The 18,131-nt window shown below is 70.8% G+C and carries 18 protein-coding genes; 5 read left to right on the forward strand and 13 right to left on the reverse strand.

Translation table 11 applies throughout. From position 1 onward, the window contains the following. The first annotated feature begins 109 nt into the window (after positions 1–109). Entirely contained in the window at positions 110–2,227 is a 2,118-nt protein-coding gene (locus tag DZC52_RS09910) for an AsmA family protein (protein ID WP_116650991.1), read from the forward strand. A 2-nt stretch (positions 2,228–2,229) separates the two neighbouring features. On the opposite strand, the gene fabG is transcribed toward DZC52_RS09910, so the two are convergent. From fabG to DZC52_RS09955, 9 genes are read right to left on the reverse strand one after another with little or no spacing between them, the layout of a single operon-like run. Next, positions 2,230–2,985 (reverse strand): 3-oxoacyl-ACP reductase FabG, encoded by a 756-nt coding sequence (fabG, locus tag DZC52_RS09915; protein WP_116650992.1) that lies wholly within the window; start codon positions 2,983–2,985, stop codon positions 2,230–2,232. Continuing rightward, the gene (locus tag DZC52_RS09920; protein WP_116650993.1) at positions 2,982–3,422 is read right to left on the reverse strand and encodes a hotdog family protein; all 441 of its coding nucleotides are present in this window, start codon (positions 3,420–3,422) and stop codon (positions 2,982–2,984) included. The genes fabG and DZC52_RS09920 overlap by 4 nt, the downstream gene beginning before the upstream one ends. After that, positions 3,419–5,674 (reverse strand): MMPL family transporter, encoded by a 2,256-nt coding sequence (locus tag DZC52_RS09925; RefSeq protein WP_116650994.1) that lies wholly within the window; start codon positions 5,672–5,674, stop codon positions 3,419–3,421. Before DZC52_RS09925 ends, DZC52_RS09920 begins: the two co-directional genes overlap by 4 nt. Further along, complete coding sequence (locus tag DZC52_RS09930; protein ID WP_116650995.1) at positions 5,671–6,243, reverse strand: LolA-related protein; 573 nt, start codon at positions 6,241–6,243, stop codon at positions 5,671–5,673. The genes DZC52_RS09925 and DZC52_RS09930 overlap by 4 nt, the downstream gene beginning before the upstream one ends. Continuing rightward, entirely contained in the window at positions 6,191–7,129 is a 939-nt protein-coding gene (locus tag DZC52_RS09935; RefSeq protein ID WP_116650996.1) for a lysophospholipid acyltransferase family protein, read from the reverse strand. Before DZC52_RS09935 ends, DZC52_RS09930 begins: the two co-directional genes overlap by 53 nt. Beyond that, complete coding sequence (locus DZC52_RS09940; RefSeq protein ID WP_116650997.1) at positions 7,113–7,421, reverse strand: ApeI family dehydratase; 309 nt, start codon at positions 7,419–7,421, stop codon at positions 7,113–7,115. The genes DZC52_RS09935 and DZC52_RS09940 overlap by 17 nt, the downstream gene beginning before the upstream one ends. Next, on the reverse strand, positions 7,418–8,749 hold the full coding sequence (locus DZC52_RS09945; RefSeq protein WP_116650998.1) for an AMP-binding protein: 1,332 nt from the start codon (positions 8,747–8,749) through the stop codon (positions 7,418–7,420). The genes DZC52_RS09940 and DZC52_RS09945 overlap by 4 nt, the downstream gene beginning before the upstream one ends. Next, positions 8,746–9,354, reverse strand: coding sequence for a hypothetical protein (locus tag DZC52_RS15535; RefSeq protein WP_181918888.1), 609 nt, complete (start codon positions 9,352–9,354; stop codon positions 8,746–8,748). The genes DZC52_RS09945 and DZC52_RS15535 overlap by 4 nt, the downstream gene beginning before the upstream one ends. A 25-nt stretch (positions 9,355–9,379) precedes the next feature. Continuing rightward, positions 9,380–9,655, reverse strand: coding sequence for a phosphopantetheine-binding protein (locus tag DZC52_RS09955; protein WP_116650999.1), 276 nt, complete (start codon positions 9,653–9,655; stop codon positions 9,380–9,382). Between the two features lie 198 nt (positions 9,656–9,853). Between DZC52_RS09955 and DZC52_RS09960 the strand changes: the two genes are divergently transcribed. Beyond that, positions 9,854–11,158, forward strand: a complete 1,305-nt coding sequence (locus tag DZC52_RS09960) for an NAD(P)/FAD-dependent oxidoreductase (RefSeq protein ID WP_425451390.1) — start codon at positions 9,854–9,856, stop codon at positions 11,156–11,158. After that, positions 11,148–12,125, forward strand: coding sequence for a chorismate transformation FkbO/Hyg5 family protein (locus DZC52_RS09965; RefSeq protein ID WP_116651001.1), 978 nt, complete (start codon positions 11,148–11,150; stop codon positions 12,123–12,125). Before DZC52_RS09960 ends, DZC52_RS09965 begins: the two co-directional genes overlap by 11 nt. Here the strand turns inward: DZC52_RS09965 and DZC52_RS09970 are convergent. Then, a complete protein-coding gene (locus DZC52_RS09970) occupies positions 12,112–13,785 on the reverse strand; it encodes an NAD(P)/FAD-dependent oxidoreductase (protein ID WP_116651002.1) in 1,674 nt (557 codons plus the stop codon). The two genes, DZC52_RS09965 and DZC52_RS09970, sit on opposite strands and share 14 nt — an antisense overlap. 139 nt (positions 13,786–13,924) lie before the next feature. Here DZC52_RS09970 and DZC52_RS09975 point away from each other — a divergent pair, with 139 nt between their 5' ends. Further along, a complete protein-coding gene (locus tag DZC52_RS09975) occupies positions 13,925–14,422 on the forward strand; it encodes a DUF4124 domain-containing protein (RefSeq protein ID WP_181918889.1) in 498 nt (165 codons plus the stop codon). A gap of 12 nt (positions 14,423–14,434) precedes the next feature. Here the strand turns inward: DZC52_RS09975 and DZC52_RS09980 are convergent, their stop codons facing one another. The 3 genes from DZC52_RS09980 to DZC52_RS09990 are packed head-to-tail and all read right to left on the reverse strand — an operon-like array spanning position 14,435 to position 17,135. Further along, positions 14,435–15,172 carry a glycosyltransferase family 2 protein gene (locus DZC52_RS09980; RefSeq protein WP_116651004.1) on the reverse strand — a complete coding sequence of 246 codons (738 nt, stop codon included), beginning with the start codon at positions 15,170–15,172 and terminating at the stop codon, positions 14,435–14,437. Continuing rightward, positions 15,169–15,960, reverse strand: coding sequence for a beta-ketoacyl synthase chain length factor (locus DZC52_RS09985; RefSeq protein WP_116651005.1), 792 nt, complete (start codon positions 15,958–15,960; stop codon positions 15,169–15,171). The genes DZC52_RS09980 and DZC52_RS09985 overlap by 4 nt, the downstream gene beginning before the upstream one ends. Then, positions 15,957–17,135 carry a beta-ketoacyl-[acyl-carrier-protein] synthase family protein gene (locus DZC52_RS09990; RefSeq protein WP_116651006.1) on the reverse strand — a complete coding sequence of 393 codons (1,179 nt, stop codon included), beginning with the start codon at positions 17,133–17,135 and terminating at the stop codon, positions 15,957–15,959. Before DZC52_RS09990 ends, DZC52_RS09985 begins: the two co-directional genes overlap by 4 nt. Before the next feature lie 137 nt (positions 17,136–17,272). Between DZC52_RS09990 and DZC52_RS09995 the strand changes: the two genes are divergently transcribed. Beyond that, on the forward strand, positions 17,273–17,941 hold the full coding sequence (locus DZC52_RS09995; protein WP_116651007.1) for a YdcF family protein: 669 nt from the start codon (positions 17,273–17,275) through the stop codon (positions 17,939–17,941). The last annotated feature ends 190 nt before the right edge of the window (positions 17,942–18,131 follow it).

The raw sequence follows: 18,131 nt of genomic DNA on the forward strand, positions 1-18,131 counted from the left end.
CGCTCTGACGCGAAATTTCCAACTAGACATATCGAGGCGTTCGAGGTACGGGTGGCGCGGGGGCATCTGATAAGCTTGCCGGCATTGGAGCAGCGCGGAGGCGCCGACGATGTTGCGCAAGATCATTCTTCTCGTCTTCATCCTGATCGCCTTGCTGATCGCGGCGTTGGTCATCGCCGCGCTGGTGATCGACCCCGACGACTACCGCGAGGAACTGGCCGAACGGGCCAGCCAGCAGCTGGGTCGCGAGGTGAAGCTCGAAGGCCCGATGGAGCTGACCTTCTTTCCCTGGCTGGCGCTCGATATTCGCGACGTGACCGTCGGCAATCCGCCGGGCTTCGACCAGGCACCGCCGCTCGCGGGCATCGAGCGGGCCACGGCCTCGGTGCGCGTGCTGCCCCTGCTGCGCGGCGACATCGAGATCGGCGCGGTGACCATCGAGCGCGCCGGTCTGCATGTGGTCACTGCCCGGGGCGGCGCGAGCAATCTCGAGGGCCTGTTCGAGTCCTCCGAGCCGGCCGCCGATTCGGGCGAGCCGGTCGACCTGTCGCAACTGCGCACGGGCACCGTTCGATTCGAGAACGTGGTGTTGAGCCTGATCGACCTGGCCGCCGGCTCGCGCACCGAACTGCAGCTCGATAGCCTGGAGTTGGGTTCCTTCGCCGCCGGACAGGAGGTGCCGCTTTCCCTCGCCGGTCGCTTGGTCGAAGGCGGTGAGACGGCATTGACGATGGCGCTGGACGGAACCGTTCGGGTGTCCGCCGATCTCGGCGAGGTTGTCCTGTCCGACTGGTCGCTGGACTACACCCTGCCGGCCGCGGGCGCCGAAGGCGAGGCCGGCGGCAGCCTGGTGGTCAATCCCCTGGCCGAACCGCCGAGGATCGAGCTGACCGGCTTCACCAACCGCATCGAGGTCGACGGGCTGGTGGTCGAGCTGTCGGCGCAGCAGCCGGTGACCGCGATCATCGGCGACATCGTGCGGGCCAGCCTGCCGGCGGCCCGCCTGACGCTCAACGGTCAGCCGCTGGATCTCGAGGGCGAGGCGACGATCGGCGAGACGATCGGCGGTCGCCTGGCCGTCCGCGGCGAGCGGCTCGATCTGACCACGCTGGTTCCGGAAAGCGCCGCCAAGGCCGGCGCGACGGAGACCGAAGCGGATGGTCAAGCGGCGCAGGACTTCAGCGCGCTCGGGATGTTCGACCTCGGTTTTTCGCTCGACCTGGGCGAGTTGATCCTGGTCGAAGGCGCGCGCCTGACCGAGGTCACCGCCCGCAGCCGCCTCAGCGGCGGCGAGCTTACCCTCGATCCACTCTCGGCGAAGTTGTTCGGCGGTGGCTTCGACGGCAGCGCGCGGGTGGACTTCAACCAGCAGCCGCCCGAGGTCTTTCTCACCCCCGAGCTTTCCGGTATCCGGGTGGCCGAGCTGGCTTCACTGCTCACCGGCCAGTCCCCGGTCGACGGCGAGGGTGCGTTCACCATGGATCTGCGTTTCAGCGGCTTCAGCCCCGAGCAGATACTGGCTTCGCTCGACGGCAACGGCGACTTCGCCATCGCCGACGGCGTGCTGCAGGGCGTGGACCTGCAGGCCCTGATCGACCAGGAGCTGACCACCGACAACCTGGGCAACATCGCCCGGACCTTCGGCGGCGAGACGCATTTCCGCACGCTCAGCGGCGGTCTGCGCATCGAAGACGGTGTGATCGAGCTGCCCGGCGTCGACCTGGCCGCGGCCGGTTATGCCGCCACCGGCCAGGGGCGCATCGACCTCGGTGCCAACCGCGTCGACTACGCCCTCGCGCTCGACCTGGGCGAAGAGCTCACCCGGAAACTCCCGGGCGCCCTGCGCCGCGCGACCCAGGGGCGGATTCCCCTGAGCATTTCCGGGGAACTGACCCGGCCGACGGTCAGCGTGGACCTGGCCGCCCTGGCCGAGGGCGCGATCCGCGAGGAACTCGGCCGGCGCCTGCTCGAGGCGCTGGAAGACGACGACGAAGAAGAATCGGCGCCGCAAGGCGAGGGCGAGCAGTCCGACGCCGGGGGCGAACAGGCGGGCGGCGAAGGCCAGGCTGCCGAGGAAGCCGACGAAGACGAACAACGCCGCGATGCTGCCCGCAGCTTGCTGCGCGGCCTGCTCGAATCACGCGAGAAGGAGCCGGAAGCCGAACCGGAGGGCGAGTCCGCCGAATCCGGGGCGGAGGCCGAAAGCGAGCCGCCGCCCGGGCGCTAGCCTTAACCAGGGGCCATGCCGCCGTCCACGCCGATCACCTGGCCGTTGATGTAGCCGGCCTGGTCGGAGCACAGGAAGGCGGCGAGCGCGGCAACGTCCTCGGGCGAACCGAAGCGGCCGGCGGGGATCGCCGCCAGCAGGCCTTCGCGATCGAGCTCACCGAGCATGCCGGTATCGATCACGCCCGGGGCGATCACGTTGGCGCTCAGCCCCCGGCTGGCCATCTCCCGCGCCAGCGAGGCCACCGCGCCGTGCAGGCCGGCCTTGGCCGCCGCGTAGTTGACCTGGCCTCGGTTGCCGATGCGCGCGGCCACGCTCGAGACGGCCACCACGCGTCCCCAGCGAAGCCGGGCCATGCCCAGCAGCGCCGGCTGAACCACGTTGTAGAAACCGCCCAGGTTGACGTCGATGACGCGCTGCCACTGCGCCGGCGACATGCCGGCCATGGGCGCGTCGTCGTGGATGCCGGCGTTGTGCACGACCGCGCCGAGCGGTGCCGCGTCGACCAGTTCGGTGACCGCCGAGCGCGTCGCTTCGGCGTCGGCCAGGTCGAACTGGACCGGCTCGGCCGAGCCGTCCTCGGCGCGGATGGTCTCGACCACGGATTCCGCCCGGTCGAGACCGCGCCCGGCATGGACCAGGACATGGTGGCCGTCGGCGGCCAGAGCCCGGCAGATGGCCGCCCCGATTTCGCCCGAGCCGCCGGTGACCAGCGCCCGACAGGGGTCGGGGCGGCGAACGCGCCTCGCGCGGCTCATGCCGCCTGCCCGGAATCGGGAAACATCACGGTCGCGCGGCCGCGCGCGAGCATCGTCTCGTCGCCGAGGACCCGGAATTCGTAGACCTCGCCGACGGCGCTGCCGCCGATGCGTTCGGCGTGGATGACCAGCTCGGCCGGCTGTTCGAGCGCGGCCAGGCCCAGCTCGAGTTCGGGCAGGGCCACCAGGCGGCCCTCGCGCGGGGGTAGGTCGGTGGCCGCGAGCAGGCTGCCGTGGACGGCCATGGCCTGCGCGCCGTACTCGGCCAGGGCGCTGGCCGGCAGCACGCCCTGGCGCGCCAGCGGGTGCTGTTCGATCGGGCCGGTCTCGGCCCGGCAGGTGATGCGCACATCGTCGTGGCTGAGGACCTCGTCGATGAGCACCATGGCGCCGGCGTGGGGCACGCGGGCCTCGATGTCGGTGATGCGTTCGTTCACCTGGGCTGTCCGATTCGGGTAAACAGCCAAGATAGCAAAATGCCCAGCGCGACGGTCAAGCCCAGCATCTGCAGCATGCCGATGACCGACTGACCGAGCACGAAGAACACGCCGCCGGTCGAAAGCGCGCAGGTGTTGATGGCCCGCCGGCTGCGAGCCGCGGCGGGCGGATCGCCGAGGAAGCTGCGCGAGAACAGCGCAAAGTCGAGCCCGATGCCCGCGGTGAGCAGCAGGCCGACCAGGTGCACGATGGTCAGGCCGCCGTCGAAGCGGCTCATCAGCGCGGCCGTCACCAGCACGGCGGCGGCCGGCGGCAGGATGACCGCCAGGGTTTCGCGCGCCCGGCGCAGGCGCAGCCACAGCAGCCCGACGATCAGGGCCGCGGCGATCCCCAGGCTCAGGCCCGCCTCGCCGCGCCAGGCCGCGACCATCGCCCGCGAGCCTTCGGCCAGGTCGACGAGCTGCGCCGGCGCTTCGCTGCGCTCGAGGAATGCGGCCAGGCGACCGGCATCGGCCAGGCCGACCGGCTGGATGAGGGCGCGCCAGCCGCCGTCGGTGGGCATCAGCTGCGAATCGAGGCGGGCCTGCAACGGCGTGCCGGCCCAGAACTCGCGCGTGATCGGTCCCCGGGCGCGGGCCGCGGCCAGGTCGGACAGGAAGGGGTCGAAGGCCCCGGGCAGGAAACCCGATTCGGCGGCGGCCAGGCGTTCGCTCATCTCGCCGGGCGCGGGCCAGGCCGACAGGCGACGACGCTGGGTGCTTTCGGAGGGCAGCAGGTCGGTGGCGGCCTGCCAGTCGTCGATCAAATCCTGCTCCCGGGCGGCTTCGAGCGCCCGCACCGTGGCTTCGCTGGCGCGCAGGGCGGCCTCGCGCGAGTCGCCGGCGGTGGCGATCAGGTAGCGCACGTCGCCGCCGCCCAGCGCGCTGCGCAGTTCCTGGTCGGCCTCGATCTGGGCGCGGTCGATCGGGCTCAGCCGCGAGAGGTCGTTGGACCAGCGCTCCGGCCCCTGCCAGACGAGGAAGCCCAGCGCGGCCAGGCCCAGCAGCACGGGAACGGCCGGCCAGTGGATTGCCGTCACCCGGGTGGGCTGGACGCGCCGCGGCAGGGCCGGGTCGAGCGCCGGCAGGGCGAGGGTGGCGATGGCCGCGCCGGCCAGGCCGGCGGCCGAAAAGGCGCCGAGCTGCGCCAGGCCGGGGCTGCTGGACAGCCAGATGGCGACGTAGGCGATCAGGGTGCTGGCGACACCCAGCAGAAGGGGTGCGCGGATATTGCGCGCCGTGGCCGACAGGGCGCGCCGGTCGGCGTGGCCGAACAAGTGAACCGGATAGTCGAGCGCCACGCCCAGCAGGGTGAAGCCGAATGCCAGCGTGAGCCCGTGGACCTGGCCGAAGGCCAGCACCGTCACGCCCAGGCCGCAGACCACGCCGAAGGCCAGGGGCACGGCGCCGGCCAGCATGGCGCTGGCCGAGCGCCAGGCGAAGGCGAGCACCAGCAGCACCACGGCGCTGCCCCAGAGGCTCAGGCGCAGGGCGTCGGAGCGCGAGGCCTCGGCGCTGGCCACGCCGATGACGGGTGCCCCGGCCAACTGCAGCCGCTGCCCGGCCGGTGCCAGCTCGGCGAAGCGCGCGCGCAGCGAGTCGAGCAATCTTGCCTGCTCCTCGATTGCGTAGGGGGCGTGCGCCGATTGCAGCAGCAGCAGCGCGCGCTCGCCTTCCCGGTCGAACCAGACCCCGTCGACCGTGCGGGCCCGTCCGCCGCCGGCCAGGTCGGCGGCGAGTGACTCGACCAGGCCGAGCGGGTCGCGGGCGATCAGGCGCTCGACCCGAGAGCCGGCCAGAGCCAGGTCGGCCAGGCGGTTCTCCAGGGCTGCCGCGACGGCCGCCGGTTCGACGCGCCCGGCGACGTCGGACGCCAGGACGAAGCGCGCCTGCATCAGCTTCTCGACGATGGCCTCGTTGTCCGACCAGTCGCCGTTGTCGACCCGCACCACGCCGGGCAGGTCGCGCCAGGCGGCCGCGAGGCTGCGGCTGGTTTCGGCCAGGACCATCGGGTCGTCGCCTTCGACGGCCGCCAGGATCAGACGACCCGCGCTGCCGCCGGCGACCTGTTCGACCACGATTTCCTGCTGGGCCGTGCGGGGTGCGGGGAGGAAGGCGTCGAGCCGGTAGTCGAGTTGCAGGGCGGATACGGCCATCGCGCCGATGCCGCCCAGCACCAGCAGGGCCAGCAACGGGCGCCAGACGTGTCTCACGGCCGGCGGCTCAGTTCGGTTTCGATGATCCCGCCGTCGGCGAGGGTCAATTCGAAGCGTTCGAGCCTGTCGTCACTGCCGCTGAGCGTCAGCGACTCGACCTTGTCGGCCAGCGCCGCGTCGCGTGGCTGCAGGCTGAGCCGCCAACCGGTCTCATCGCGCGTAAGCTCGTGCTCGAAGCGCTCGCGGAGCGCGTCGGCGTTGCCGGCCAGCAGGGCCGAGAGGCCGTGGTAGAGCACGGCCAGCTCCGGCACGTGGCCCAGGCTGTAGTTGCGCGGCGACTGGCCCGGGCGCTCGATGATGATCATGCCGGCGGTCAGGGTGTAGGTGGCTTCCTGCGGCTCGGTCGTGCGGCGCACCAGTTGGCCCTGCGGGTTGCGCCACAGCCGGCCCGTCACGACCAGGGGCTCGGACAGCAGCGGTGACTCGCGGCGTTCGCGGAAATGGAGCTCGGCGGGCTCGCCCGCGGGGGCGAGCGTGGCCACCAGCCGGTCGAGATCGTCCGGCGCCGCCGCCTCAGTCGTTCCGGCTGCGGCGATCAGGATCAGTGTCAGCAGTCCAGAAATCATAGAAGTTGAACCAATTGTAGGGATATTGACGAGCGAAGTGCGCCAGTCGATCGGCATAGCGCTGGACCCGTTCGTCCAGTCGCCGCCGTCGCTCGCTGCGCGTCGTTGCGCGCTCGGCCGGCCCCGGCAGCGGTTCGAAGATCAGTCGGTAGCGCCGCCGGCCTTCGTACAGGCCGAAGACCATGACCACGGGCACGTCGAGGGTGTCGGCGATGGCCAGCGGGGCCGCCGGCAGGCGCGCCCTGCCGCCGAGAAAGTCGACTTCGACCGCCGCCTCGCTGGCCCAGGTCCGGTCGGCCAGCATGGCCACCATGCCGCCGCGCTCCATGACGCCGCCGGCTTCGAGGACGATGGCCGGACCCGGCTGGCGGGCGTTGATGACCGTGTCGCGGATGTCCGGGGAGATTTCCTCCATCATCTGCGTGATCAGGGAATTCTGGTCGCGGTCCATCACGACCTTGAGGTGGCGATACTCCGGCGGCGCCGAGCGGCTGAACACGCGGATGGCCTCGAAACTGCCCAGGTGGGAGCCCAGCAGCATGCAGCCGCGGCCCCGGTCGAGAACTTCGTGCAGGTGCTCGACACCCTCGGGCCGGACGTCGAGCTCATCGCCGCGGCCGGCCAGCAGCAGCACCCGGTCGACGATGGTAATGGCGAAGGTGTAGATGTGGATCATCACACCCCACCAGCCCTTGCGCGGCGCGTCGACGCGTTCGAGCCAGGTCTTCGACGCGCGTCGCTCCGGCCCGCGCACGAGGAAGAAGTAGAGGGTGGTGGGCAACAATCCGACCTGGGCGAAGCCCCGGCCGATGTGCAGGATGCACCAGCGGATCAGCGCGAGCCAGAAGCGGTTGCCCCCCTCGGGGCGCTCACGCCAGTGGGCCATGACGGCACTGCCCGCGCGCGACGGCCTCGCCGTCTTCGGTCCGGATGGTGAAGGAGAACTGGTCGGCGGCGCCCTCGATATGCAGGCGGATGGGCTGTTCCGGGCGCACGGGACGCAGGAACTTGATCCGTTGCCAGCGCGTCGGGCCGTCGCGGAAGCCGGCCAGCACGCGCGCCTGACGCTGAACCAGCTCGAGCAGTACCACGCCGGGCACCACCGGGTTGTCCGGGAAGTGGCCCGGCAGCGCCGGGTGGTCGGCGGGAATGCGGCAGATGACGTCGACGGGATTCATCCGGCTTGCCTGCAGGTTCGGGCGAAGAACTGGAGCAGCGACCGGCGCGGCAGCTTGCCGGTCTCGGCGCGCGGCAGCTTCTCGACCAGGCGCAGCGGCCTGGGCATGAAGGCCGCATCGATGCGCCGTCCCAGCGCGCGACGGATATCGGCGGGTTCCAGGTTGGGGGCCACCACCAGGGCGGCCAGGCGCCGTGCGGGGCCGTCTTCGTCCTCGGGCGGCTGGAAGATCACGCCGTCGAGCACGCCGGGAATGTCGAGCAGCACGCCGGTGAGCTCGGCCAGGGAGGCGCGTTTGCCGGCGATGTTGACCAGGTCGCTCTGACGGCCGAGCAGGCGAAAGCTGTCGCGGGTGCGGAATTCCAGGTGATCCATCAGCCGAACGGGGCCGGGCAGGTGGGCCGCGCGCGCCACGGTGCCGTCGCCCTCGTTTGTGAGCTCGAAGGCATCGAACAACTGCCAGTCGGCCACGCGCGCGGTCTGGCGGCGGGCCAGACAGCCCGTCTCGGAACAGCCGTAGATTTCGGTGACCTTCGCTCCGCTGAGCCGCTCGAGCCGTCGCGCCAGCGAGCGACTCAGGGGCGCCGTGGCCGAGTAGATGCGTTCGACGTCGGGCAGCTTGATGCCCGATTCGACCAGCGCGCGCAGGTGGACCGGCGTGGAGACCAGCACGCGCGGCTGTTCGAGCGCTTCCAGTTGCCGGCAGATGTCGGCCACGAAGAACGGGTGCGCGGAAGAGACGGTGACCGCTCCGAACCAGGGCATGAGCACCGAGGTCTCCAGCCCCCACATGTGCTGCGGCGGCACGGTGGCCAGTACGCGCGCACCCGGCGGCGGATCGAGCTGGGCGAGGTTGAGCAGGCTGCTGTCGTGAAGGGTGCGCCAGGGTTTCTCGATGCGCGACGAACGCCCGGTGCTGCCGGAGGTGAACACCACCGCGGCGCGCTGATCGGCGGAAACGCGCGGAATTCGCTGGGCTTGCTCCAGACTTTCGAGGGCCTCGGACGGGTCGATCACCGTGCCGGTGAAGCCTTCCAGGGGGCGGTCGGCCACCACCACGGCGCCGGCGAAGCTGTCGACGAGCTCGTCCACGGTGGCCTTGAGCCGGTTGGCCGGCAGCAGGTTGCTCCCACCGGCCACGACGGCGGCGGCGAAGGTCACGCTGAAGGCGTGACGGTCCTGGCACAGGTTGATGACCGGAGCCCCGGGCGGCAGTCGCCCGGCCAGCGCCTCGGCACGCGCGATGAAGCGGCCGACGCTGACCGGCTCGCCGCGGTGCAGCATGACGAGCTCGTCGAGCGAGCGTGTGGTCAGGGGAAGCGTGGTCATCGGGCGAAATGATGGGGCTGAATGCGGATCACGTCCAGCAGGAAGCGGATCAGGCCCGGGTGATCGTCGTCGGGGAAGCGGTGGCGGCGCAGCAACAGCTCGAGCCAGAGGGTGGCCAGCATGATCAATGGGGCGGCGGCCACCACCCAGATCAGCCAGGCCTGTGCCTGGTCGGTGGCGGCCAGCCACAGCGCCACGGCGCCGATCGCCGCGAGCACCGTCGCCCAGGCCAGGGTCCAGGCGCGCAGCCAGCCGGCCGCGTGCGTGGGCGCCTCGGTGCCGTTGCCGGCGTGGACCAGTTCGGCAAAGCGCGCGATGACCGGCGTGCTGTCGCGTCGCAGCGTGGAGGCGAACCACAGGCCCAGGGCGACGAAGATCACGCCCGGCGGCCAAAGCGCCAGCGAGGGGGCGAAGAGCGCGATGCCGGCCAGTGCCAGTGCGGTGCCCATGAGCACGCTGCGCCCGATCCAGCCGGGCAGCAGGGGCAGGAACAGCAGCGCCAGCAGCGGCAGGCACAGCGAACGCAGTTCGGGCCGTCCCAGGTGGAGCGAGACGTAGACCAGTGCCGGGTAGCCGGCCAGGGCGATCAGGCGCCAGCGAGGCATGACGAGACCGGGGCCTTGTGAACCGTCAACCCTGCTCGCGCAGGGACTGGACGTGTTCGTTGAGCGAACGCAGGTTGGCGAAGGCGTGGCGGTTGCGCTCGTCGTCCGCCTTGAGCTGGACGCCGTACTGCTTGGAAATGGCCACGGCCAGTTCGAGCGCATCGATCGAATCGAGGCCGTACTCGCCCCCGAACAACTGCTTCTCGGGCTCGATTTCCTCGGGCGAGAGATCCTCGAGGTTGAGCGAGCTGACGATCAGTTCGGCCAGTTCGTGTTCCTGCGGCGACTGTTGTGTACTCATTGCTGCTCCTCCCGGCGGCTGCGACGCCTCGTGCGCCCGACCCGCCGGGTTCGTCGGGTTTCATGACTGAGATGGTACGGATTGCACCGCGGCCGGTCGACGGCGGCGGCCAAGTGGGTTAACGACATTATAATACGGAAGATGCCACATACGTCTGCCGCACCCGATAGCCATTCCTCTCCTTCCCGCCCGGTCGAGATGCCGCGGCGGGCGGATGTCGCCGTGATCGGCGGCGGTCCGGCCGGCTCGACCATGGCCAGCCTGCTCGCGCGCGACGGACACGCGGTCGTGCTGCTGGAGAAGGACGGACACCCTCGCTTCCATATCGGCGAGTCGCTGCTGCCCCACAACATGAAGATCATCCGCGAGATGGGGCTCGAGGATCGCCTGGCCGGCCTGGGCGTGTTCAAGCCGGGTGCGGACTTCACCGGCGACGATGCCGAGGAGCAGCGCCACGAAATCCGATTCGACGAGGCCCTCGACGTGCCGGAAGGCTGCGGGCACGCCTGGCAGGTGCGCCGCTCGGAATTCGACCGGATGCTGTTCGAGCACGCCGCCGAGAGCGGTGCGCGGACCTTCGAGGGTGCGCGCGTGCGGCACATCGACTTCGACGCCGACGAACCGGAGTTGACCGTGACGCACAGCGGCGGCGAGCATCGGCTCGCGGTGCGCTTCGTGGTCGACGCCAGCGGCCGGGACGCCTTGCTGGCGCGGCGCTTCGACCTGCAGCGGCGCAATCGCGAACACGGCACGGCGGCGCTATACGGGCATTTCCGCAACGTGCCGCGGCGCGAGGGCGAGGCGGCCGGCAACATCAGCATCTACTGGTTCGAGCACGGCTGGATCTGGATGATTCCCCTGGCCGACGGCGTGATGAGCGTCGGTGCGGTCTGCAACCCCGAATACCTGCGGCAGCGCGGGCGGGATGTCGAGCGCTTCTTCTTCGACACGATCGCGCTCAACCCGCACGCGGCCGAGCGGATGAAGGCCGCCGAGCCGGCCTCGCCGATCACGGCCACCGGCAATTACTCCTATTTCTCGAGCCGGCTGATGGGATCCAGGTGGCTGCTCGTCGGCGACGCCGGCATGTTCGTCGATCCCGTGTTCTCCTCCGGGGTGTTCTTCGCCATGTACAGCGCCAGCCTGGGCGCCGACGTCGTGCGGGCCGAACTGGCCGGCGATGCGCGTGCCGCGGCCGCTGCGCGCCGGCGCTATCGCCGCAAGGTGCGTCGCGGCGTGCGCGAGCTGTGCTGGTTCATCTACCGCTTTCCGGCGCCGGCCATGCGCCACCTGTTTCTCAATCCGCGCAACGTCTTCGGCCTGCGCCAGGCGGTGATTTCCGTCCTGGCCGGCGACCTGCACGACAACGGCCGCGTGCGCCGGCGGATTCGCCTGTTCCGGCTGGTCTACCTGCTGCTGAGCCTGCGTTACCTGCCCGGCGCCATCCGCGCCCGGCGCCAGCGCCGGCACAACGCGGCAATGGGGTTCGATCATGCTGCATGAGCCCGCGCGCGTGAACCTGCCCGGCGGCGTGCGGGTCGAGCCGGTCGGCGGTGGGCGAGCCGGCTCGACCCTGTTCGAGTTCGCGCTCGCCGAGCCGCGATCCCATGCGGCAGGCTGCGGGCTGGCCTGGCTCGGCGGCGACCTGGCCGACGAGTGCTGGGGCGTCGACGCGCCGGTTTCGGCCGGCCGCGAGGACGGCGTCACCTGGCGCCGGGCCGGCGACCTGTTGTTCCTGGCGTTCGAGCAGCCCGACGACCCGGCCGACGACCCGGCCGCCGCGGTCGAGGCCGCCTACGATCGGCTGCTGGCCACGGCGGCTGCCGCCGGCTGCCGGCAATTGCTGCGGGCCTGGAATTACCTGCCGGCGATCAACGCCGGCGCCGGCGACGCCGAGCGCTACCGTCGCTTCTGCCTGGGGCGGGCCGCGGCGCTGGAGAAAGCCGGCTACGGCGAAGGGGAACTGTGCGCGGGAACCGCCATCGGCGGCGACGAGCCGCTGCTGCGCGTCTACCTGCTGTGCGCGCCCGAGCCGGGGATCAACATCGAGAACCCGCGGCAGGTCAGCGCTTATCGTTATCCGCGGCAATACGGTCCGCGCAGCCCGTCGTTCGCGCGCGCCACGGCAATCACCGGGCCCGGCGACGCCATGTTGCTGATGATTTCGGGCACGGCCAGCGTGGTCGGTCACCGCACCCTGCACGAGGACGATGTGGCCGCTCAGCTCGAGGAGATCATCCGCAATCTTGAATCGCTGATGGCTCAGTCGGCCCGCGATCTCGGCCGTCCGGGGCTGGCGGAATTCGGCGAGGGCAGCCTGCTGCGGGTCTACGTGCGCAACGCCGACGACTGGCCGCTGATCGAGGCGCGCCTGCGCCGGCGCTGGCCGGCGGCGCGCCTGGCGGGCCTGCGCGGGGACGTGTGCCGCTCGGATCTGCTGGTCGAGATCGAGGCGGTCAGCCGGAGCTGACCAGGGCGTCCTCGGCCACTTCCGGCCCCTCGACCAAGGCCCGCGGAAGGCCGGCGAGCAGGTCTTGATCGATGCCTCGCGCATCGTCGGCGGACCGCAGTTCGGCACGGGCCTGCGGCGGCGCGATCGCACACAGCTGCAGGGCCAGGGCGTGCAGCATGTCGGCGTTGCGCCCGAGCCGCTCGCCCAGGGCCTCGTCGGATTCATCTTCCACTTCGGTCAGTTCCCGGTTGAGCCGCACGAGCAGCGGCGAGGCGGACTGGTCGACCAGCACGCCCGGCGCTTCGTGGTTTGGCTCGACTTGGGCCCAGCGGCGGAACATCGCCTGGATCTCGACGTTGACGGCGCGCAGCCGGTCGAGCTCGGCGCCGTGGCGGGCGATGAAGGCCATGTCGGTGGTGCGCCGCGCGAAGAACAGCAGCGCCAGCACGCCCCAGTAGTAGGCGTAGTCCCAGACGGTCTTGGCGCTCATGGCGCGGAAGTGCCCGAACAGGGGGTACTGGCCGCGGTAGAGCGCCAGCGAGGACTCGTAGAAGCTGAAATAGGTTCGCTCGTAGAGCCTGGCGCGGCGCGCGATGTTCTCGCCGGCTCTCTCCCGCAGAACCAGGTCGGTGACGTAGGTGTTGGAGATGGCGATGAAGTCGCTGCCGGGCGAGTAGAAGGGATCGAGGAAGACCCCGGCCTCCCCGGTCAGCGCCCAGCGCTGGCCGGAATACACGGCGCGCGAGCCGTGGGAGAAGTGGCGCAGGTAGCGGAAGTCCTGGAGCTCGCCGCCGGCTTCGACAATCGCGCGGTGGCAGCGCGGCTGGTGTTCGGCCAGCCAGGCCATGGCCCCGTCGAAGGACCTGAGCGCGTCGAAATCGTGCAGTGCGTTGTCGAAGACGATGCCGACGCTGGTCGAGCCCGAGGCCAGGGGAATGAGCCAGACCCAGTAGCCGGTGCCCATCAGGTGGTTGGTCGACAGCCAGCGCGGCAGCTCGCTGCAGCGGTCCTGCCAGTCGGCGTCGTCGCTCCACTCGCCCAGGTCGATCCGCCGGTCGATGCGGAACCAGACCGCCGAGCAGTGGTGACCGTTGTCCTCGACCAGGTCGAGCTTGCGGCGCAGGCGCGAGGCCCGGCTCATGGCGTCGACCACCCAGCGCGATTCGATGACGGCGGCTTCGCCGTCGCGCTCGACGTGGACGCGGTGCATGGCGCCGTCGGTGCCGGCGAGTTCGGTGCCGGTCACGCGGGCGTCGTCGATGAAGTCGACACCGAGAGCCCGTGCGCGTTCGCCCAGGTGGTTCTCGAAGATGCCGCGGTCGAGCTGGTAGCTGGGCACCGTCAGCAGGCGGGCGGCGCCCAGTTCGGACGCTTGGGCCAGGTTTTCGTGACGGCCGGCGTGGAAGAAGAAGCGCAGTCCGTACTTGCGCAGCTGGTCGCGCTCGATGTGTTCTTTCAGGCCGAGTACGTTGGCGAAGTAGTCGGCGGCGATCTCGACGGTGGATTCGCCGACCTTGTGCGCGGCTTCGGGCACCGGGTGGGGGTTGCGCTCGACGACGGTGACGCGGAGTTCGCGGTTCGCCTGCCTGAGCTGCAGGGCCAGGGTCAGTCCGGCGAGCCCGCCGCCGAGGATGGCGACGTCGGTGCGGCCGGGAATCTTGCTGCGGGCGTTCTTCATGTCCGAATTATACGGGCTCCGCGATGCTTTCCTGCCACGCCGGTGGGCGTTTTCGCACGCTTTTCCGAGTCGAAGCGCCGATGCCCGGTCCCCGGTGCCGGGGCTACCGTGCCGGCAGGCTGATCAGAACGGAGGCGACATGCAATCGATGACCCAAAGAATCGCGGTGCTGGCGGTCCTGCTCGCGAGCACTGCCGGCACGGAAACGCCGGCGCAGCAGGTCTATCGCTGTGAGAGCTCGAACGGATCGATCATTTTTTCGGACCTGCCCTGCCGCTCGGACATCGGTGAGCGCGAAACCGTGGACGCCACGCCCCACCAGGGGCACCGGGCGGCCGATTCGGACGGCCCCGCCTACACGAGTCGGGCCGATTCCGGGGGCGCGGCGGAACGCCGCCCGGCTTCGCGCGATTCCGGCGGGGGCGATGCGCTTTCGCGGCGCGAGAGGCTGTCGCTCGAGCGCAGCCGCAAGCGCCTCCTGTCGGGGCTCAAACGGCGACACATCGAGGCGTCAAGGCGCCGCGAGCTGATCCGGGAGCTTCGCCGAGTCGACGAGGAACTGGGTATCGGGCCGGGCGAGGTGGCCGACATGCCCTTCCACAACCGGGAAATCTACGAGGAGTACCCGATCCACTGACCGGCCGCCGGTCTATTCGGCGTAGCGGGCCGGGCGGGTGATCATGCGCCACAGTCCCTGCGGATAGAGTCCGGCGAGCAGGATGCGCCAGAACACGAACCAGAAGATCTCCCAGACATCCTTGCCGGGGCGGAAGTAGCTGGGCCGGGCTTCGTCGCGGTAGATGCTGTCGATTTCGACGGCCACGGCCGGGTAGCCGGCCCGCGCGCCGTCGATGAGCATGGCCGTCTCGTAGACGAAACCGTGCCGGCGCTCGGTCGAGGGCTGCACGCGCTCGATCAGGCCCGCCGGGTAGACGCGGTAGCCGCTCTGGCTGTCGGGCAGGCGCTGCCCGCTCGCCCAGGAGATCCAGAAATCGGCAAAACGGTTGGCGAAGCGGCGGATGCCCGGCTGGCGGTGCCGCTGGCGCAGCCTCGCGCCGACGATCAGGTGATCGGGATGGCGATCGGCGGCGGCGAGCAGGCGATGGAGTTCGCCGGGATCGTGCTGGCCGTCGCCGTCGAGCGTGACGACCCGTTCGGCGCCGGCTTCGAGCGCGGCCTCGAAGCCGGCCGCCAGGGCCGCGGCCTTGCCGCCGGCATGCTCGCGGCGGACGAGGCGGATGCCGAGATCGCTGACGGCCTCGCCCGTGCCGTCGTTCGAGCCGTCGTCGACGACGATCACCGTGCCGACCTGTTCGCGCACGGCCTCGACCACTGGGCGGATCGTTCGGACTTCGTTATGGGCGGGGATGACCGCGGCCGTTCTCATGTCGCCGGCTCGATGCGCAGGCCCGGTCCCTGACGGGCGGCCAGCCGCAGCGGGCCGTGCTTGCCGTCCAGGGCAAGAGCGAGCAGGTGGAGCGCCCGCGCGGCCGGGTTGTCGGCGGTGCGTTCGATCAGGGCGGCGGTCAGCGGCGGGCAGTCGTCCTGCCGCAGTCCCTCCTCGGCGTGAAGGACGATGGCCGCCTCGTCGTCGTCGGCCACGCCGAGGAGGAAGGCGCAGGCGAAGGGATGGCGGGCCGACCAGACCGCGCGCATCGGGCCATCGGCGATGGTGTCGTAGATCACCAGCAGGACCGGTCGGCGGTCGGCGGCCACGCGGCTGGCGGCCTCGATCAGCCCGGTGACCAGGCTGTCGGACGCCCCGCTGAGCGCGGTGACGTCGCCGCGCACGCCGGCGCCGATGGACCAGTAGCCGGCCGCGGCATTGTGCACCGAGTTGTGGAAGCGCATCGGCGAGAGCAGTTCGGGTGTTTCGGCCAGCGTGCGGCACATGTAGTCGCTGATGGCCAGATCGCCCATGCCGGAAGTGAACACGGCGTCGGGCTGGGCGGGGTCGATGCCGGCCGCCGAACAGGCCTGTTCGGCGGCGGCCATCGACAGCCGAACGGTTTCGGGACAGCGCCGGCGCTCGCGCGGCGAGAGCAGGGAGATGCTGCCGCTGCCGGGCTTGTCCTCGCCCAGTTCGCCGCCGGCGAGCACCGCCGAGAGGGCGTCGATGTCCGGCAGTCCGGGCGCGCTCAGTCCGCTGCCCAGGATTCGAAGTCTTGTGTTCATGCCGCCCCCATGATCAGCGTGCAGTTGGAGCCGCCGAAGCCGAAGGAGTTGGACATGACCGCGTCGACCTTCTGCCGGCGGCCTTCGCGGAGGATGAAGTCGGCGGCGTCCGGTTCCGGGTCTTCGCAGTTGAGGCTGGCCGGCAGGAAGCCGTCGCTCAGCGACAGCAGGCTGAACACGGTCTCGGTAATGCCCGCCGCGCCCAGCGTGTGGCCGGTCCAGGCCTTGGTGGAGCTGGCCGGCGGCGGATCCGTGAATACCGTCCTCAGCGCGGCGGTCTCGATGCGGTCGTTCATCGGTGTGGCCGTGCCGTGGCAGTTGACGTAGCCGATCTCGCCCGGCGCCAGGCCGGCCCGTTCCAGGGCCTGGCGCATGGCGGCGATCGCGCCGGCACCCTCGGGGTGCGGCGAGGCCATGTGGTGGGCGTCCGAGGTCTCGCCCCAGCCCAGCAGGCGGCCCAGCGAGGCTTCCGGTTGCGGCTCGACGATGGCGAAGCCGGCCGCCTCGCCCAGGTTCAGGCCGCGGCGGGCGCGGTCGAAGGGTCTGCAGGGGTCGGGCGAGACGAGCTCGAGCGAATGGAACCCGTAGAGCACCGACAGGCAGAGGCTGTCGACCCCGCCGACCACGGCGGCATCGGCCCAGCCCGACTCGATCAGGCGGGCGGCGGTGGCGAATACCTTGGCCGAGGACGAGCAGGCCGTCGAGACGGTCTGCACCGGCCCTTCGAGCCCCAGTGCGGCGGCGACATAGGCCGCCGAGGTGTGCGGCGTGTGCACCCAGGGCATGACGTGCTCGGGGCGGAATTCGCCGGCCTCGTCGAGCTCGCGAAAGGCCTGCTCGGTGCTGCTGATGCCGGCCGTGGAGGTGCCGACGATGCAGGCGATGCGCTCGGGTCGATGGCGCTCGAGCAGCGCGGCGGCCTGCGCCCGGAAGCCGTCCTGGTCCAGGGCGAGGGCGGCGAGCTGGTTGTTGCGGCACTGGAAGCGGGCCAGGTCGCCTTCGAGGATGACGTTCTCGACGCCCTCGACGCGGCCGATCCAGGTGTCGAGCTCGCAGTTGGGATAGTCGTTGCGGCGCAGGCCGCTCGCGCCGTCGCGCAGGCTCGCGCGCAGGGCGTCGAGTCCGCTGCCGGCGGCGCAGGTGAGGGTCATGGCGGCGATATGCAGGTCTTTCATGCGAGTCGTGGCGGGTCCCGGCGCGGCGCGCGGCACTTTTCAAGGGTGCGCCAGTATAGGCAGGGCGGCAGGCGGTCGCAATCCGGGTCCGGCACGCTCTATGATGGGCGCCCGTCGTCGAGGCCGCACGCCCCTTCATGAGTACCGTATCCAGCCTGACCCTTCGCTCTGCACTGGCCGACCCGGCCCTGCGCGAATCCCTGCTGGCCAGTCTGGCGATGCTGGTCCTCAGCGGCGGCCTGATCTTCCTGGTGACCTGGATCTGGGTCCAGGCGCAGGCGATGCGGCGCGCCCGTGCGCCGGAGGTCGACTGGCTGATCGTGTGCGGTCACGTCCTGGACGCCGGACGGCCGTCGGCTGTCTATCGGGCCCGGCTCGAGCGTGCCGCGGACCTGGCCGGGCGGGACGCCGGACTGCAGTTGATGCTGGCCGGCGGCGGCGAGCCGTCGGAGGCCGCGGTGGGCCGGGACTGGCTGGTCGCGCAGCACGGCCTGTCGCCGGAGCGGATCCGGCTCGAGGAAGCCTCGACCGACACTTTCGAGAACCTGCGCCATGCCCGGACCCTGCTGCCGGCCCGGGCGCGGACGGGTATCGTCACCAGCCGTTTCCACATCGCCCGCGTGATGGTCTACGCCCGGCAACTCGGGATGACGGCGCAACCCGTGCCGGCGGAAGCGAGTTGGCGCCCGACGGTCGCCAACCTGGCAGCGGGCCTGCGGGAAGCCGTCTTCCTGTGCTGGTTCGCCTGTGGTCGCTTCTGGGCCCGACTGGCGCGGCGTCGGCACCTGCTCGAACGGATTCGCTGAAGCGCCGGTCGACGCGGCTGACACATTCCGGCAGCGGGGCGCCGCAGAAGGGCAGCCGGTGTGTGGGGAGCCGGGCCGAAAGGTGCGCTCGATTCGTGATCGCATTCACTCTTTGCTGATTGCCAACTTGTCGCCGGAATCGGGTTTCCGGATATTGGCACACCGTTTGCATATTTCTTCCCAGGCAAGA

It is taken from the genome of Wenzhouxiangella sediminis, from assembly GCF_003410055.1.
Taxonomy (GTDB): domain Bacteria; phylum Pseudomonadota; class Gammaproteobacteria; order Xanthomonadales; family Wenzhouxiangellaceae; genus Wenzhouxiangella; species Wenzhouxiangella sediminis.

Excerpts from the sequence above, each read along its gene's own strand:
- DZC52_RS09910 (WP_116650991.1), top strand. The coding sequence starts at position 110 with ATGTTGCGCAAGATCATTCTTCTCGTCTTCATCCTGATCGCCTTGCTG.
- fabG (WP_116650992.1), bottom strand. The coding sequence starts at position 2,985 with ATGAGCCGCGCGAGGCGCGTTCGCCGCCCCGACCCCTGTCGGGCGCTG.
- DZC52_RS09930 (WP_116650995.1), bottom strand. The coding sequence starts at position 6,243 with ATGATTTCTGGACTGCTGACACTGATCCTGATCGCCGCAGCCGGAACG.
- DZC52_RS09935 (WP_116650996.1), bottom strand. The coding sequence starts at position 7,129 with ATGGCCCACTGGCGTGAGCGCCCCGAGGGGGGCAACCGCTTCTGGCTC.
- DZC52_RS09940 (WP_116650997.1), bottom strand. The coding sequence starts at position 7,421 with ATGAATCCCGTCGACGTCATCTGCCGCATTCCCGCCGACCACCCGGCG.
- DZC52_RS09945 (WP_116650998.1), bottom strand. The coding sequence starts at position 8,749 with ATGACCACGCTTCCCCTGACCACACGCTCGCTCGACGAGCTCGTCATG.
- DZC52_RS15535 (WP_181918888.1), bottom strand. The coding sequence starts at position 9,354 with ATGCCTCGCTGGCGCCTGATCGCCCTGGCCGGCTACCCGGCACTGGTC.
- DZC52_RS09955 (WP_116650999.1), bottom strand. The coding sequence starts at position 9,655 with ATGAGTACACAACAGTCGCCGCAGGAACACGAACTGGCCGAACTGATC.
- DZC52_RS09960 (WP_425451390.1), top strand. The coding sequence starts at position 9,854 with ATGCCGCGGCGGGCGGATGTCGCCGTGATCGGCGGCGGTCCGGCCGGC.
- DZC52_RS09965 (WP_116651001.1), top strand. The coding sequence starts at position 11,148 with ATGCTGCATGAGCCCGCGCGCGTGAACCTGCCCGGCGGCGTGCGGGTC.
- DZC52_RS09970 (WP_116651002.1), bottom strand. The coding sequence starts at position 13,785 with ATGAAGAACGCCCGCAGCAAGATTCCCGGCCGCACCGACGTCGCCATC.
- DZC52_RS09975 (WP_181918889.1), top strand. The coding sequence starts at position 13,925 with ATGCAATCGATGACCCAAAGAATCGCGGTGCTGGCGGTCCTGCTCGCG.
- DZC52_RS09980 (WP_116651004.1), bottom strand. The coding sequence starts at position 15,172 with ATGAGAACGGCCGCGGTCATCCCCGCCCATAACGAAGTCCGAACGATC.
- DZC52_RS09985 (WP_116651005.1), bottom strand. The coding sequence starts at position 15,960 with ATGAACACAAGACTTCGAATCCTGGGCAGCGGACTGAGCGCGCCCGGA.
- DZC52_RS09990 (WP_116651006.1), bottom strand. The coding sequence starts at position 17,135 with ATGAAAGACCTGCATATCGCCGCCATGACCCTCACCTGCGCCGCCGGC.
- DZC52_RS09995 (WP_116651007.1), top strand. The coding sequence starts at position 17,273 with ATGAGTACCGTATCCAGCCTGACCCTTCGCTCTGCACTGGCCGACCCG.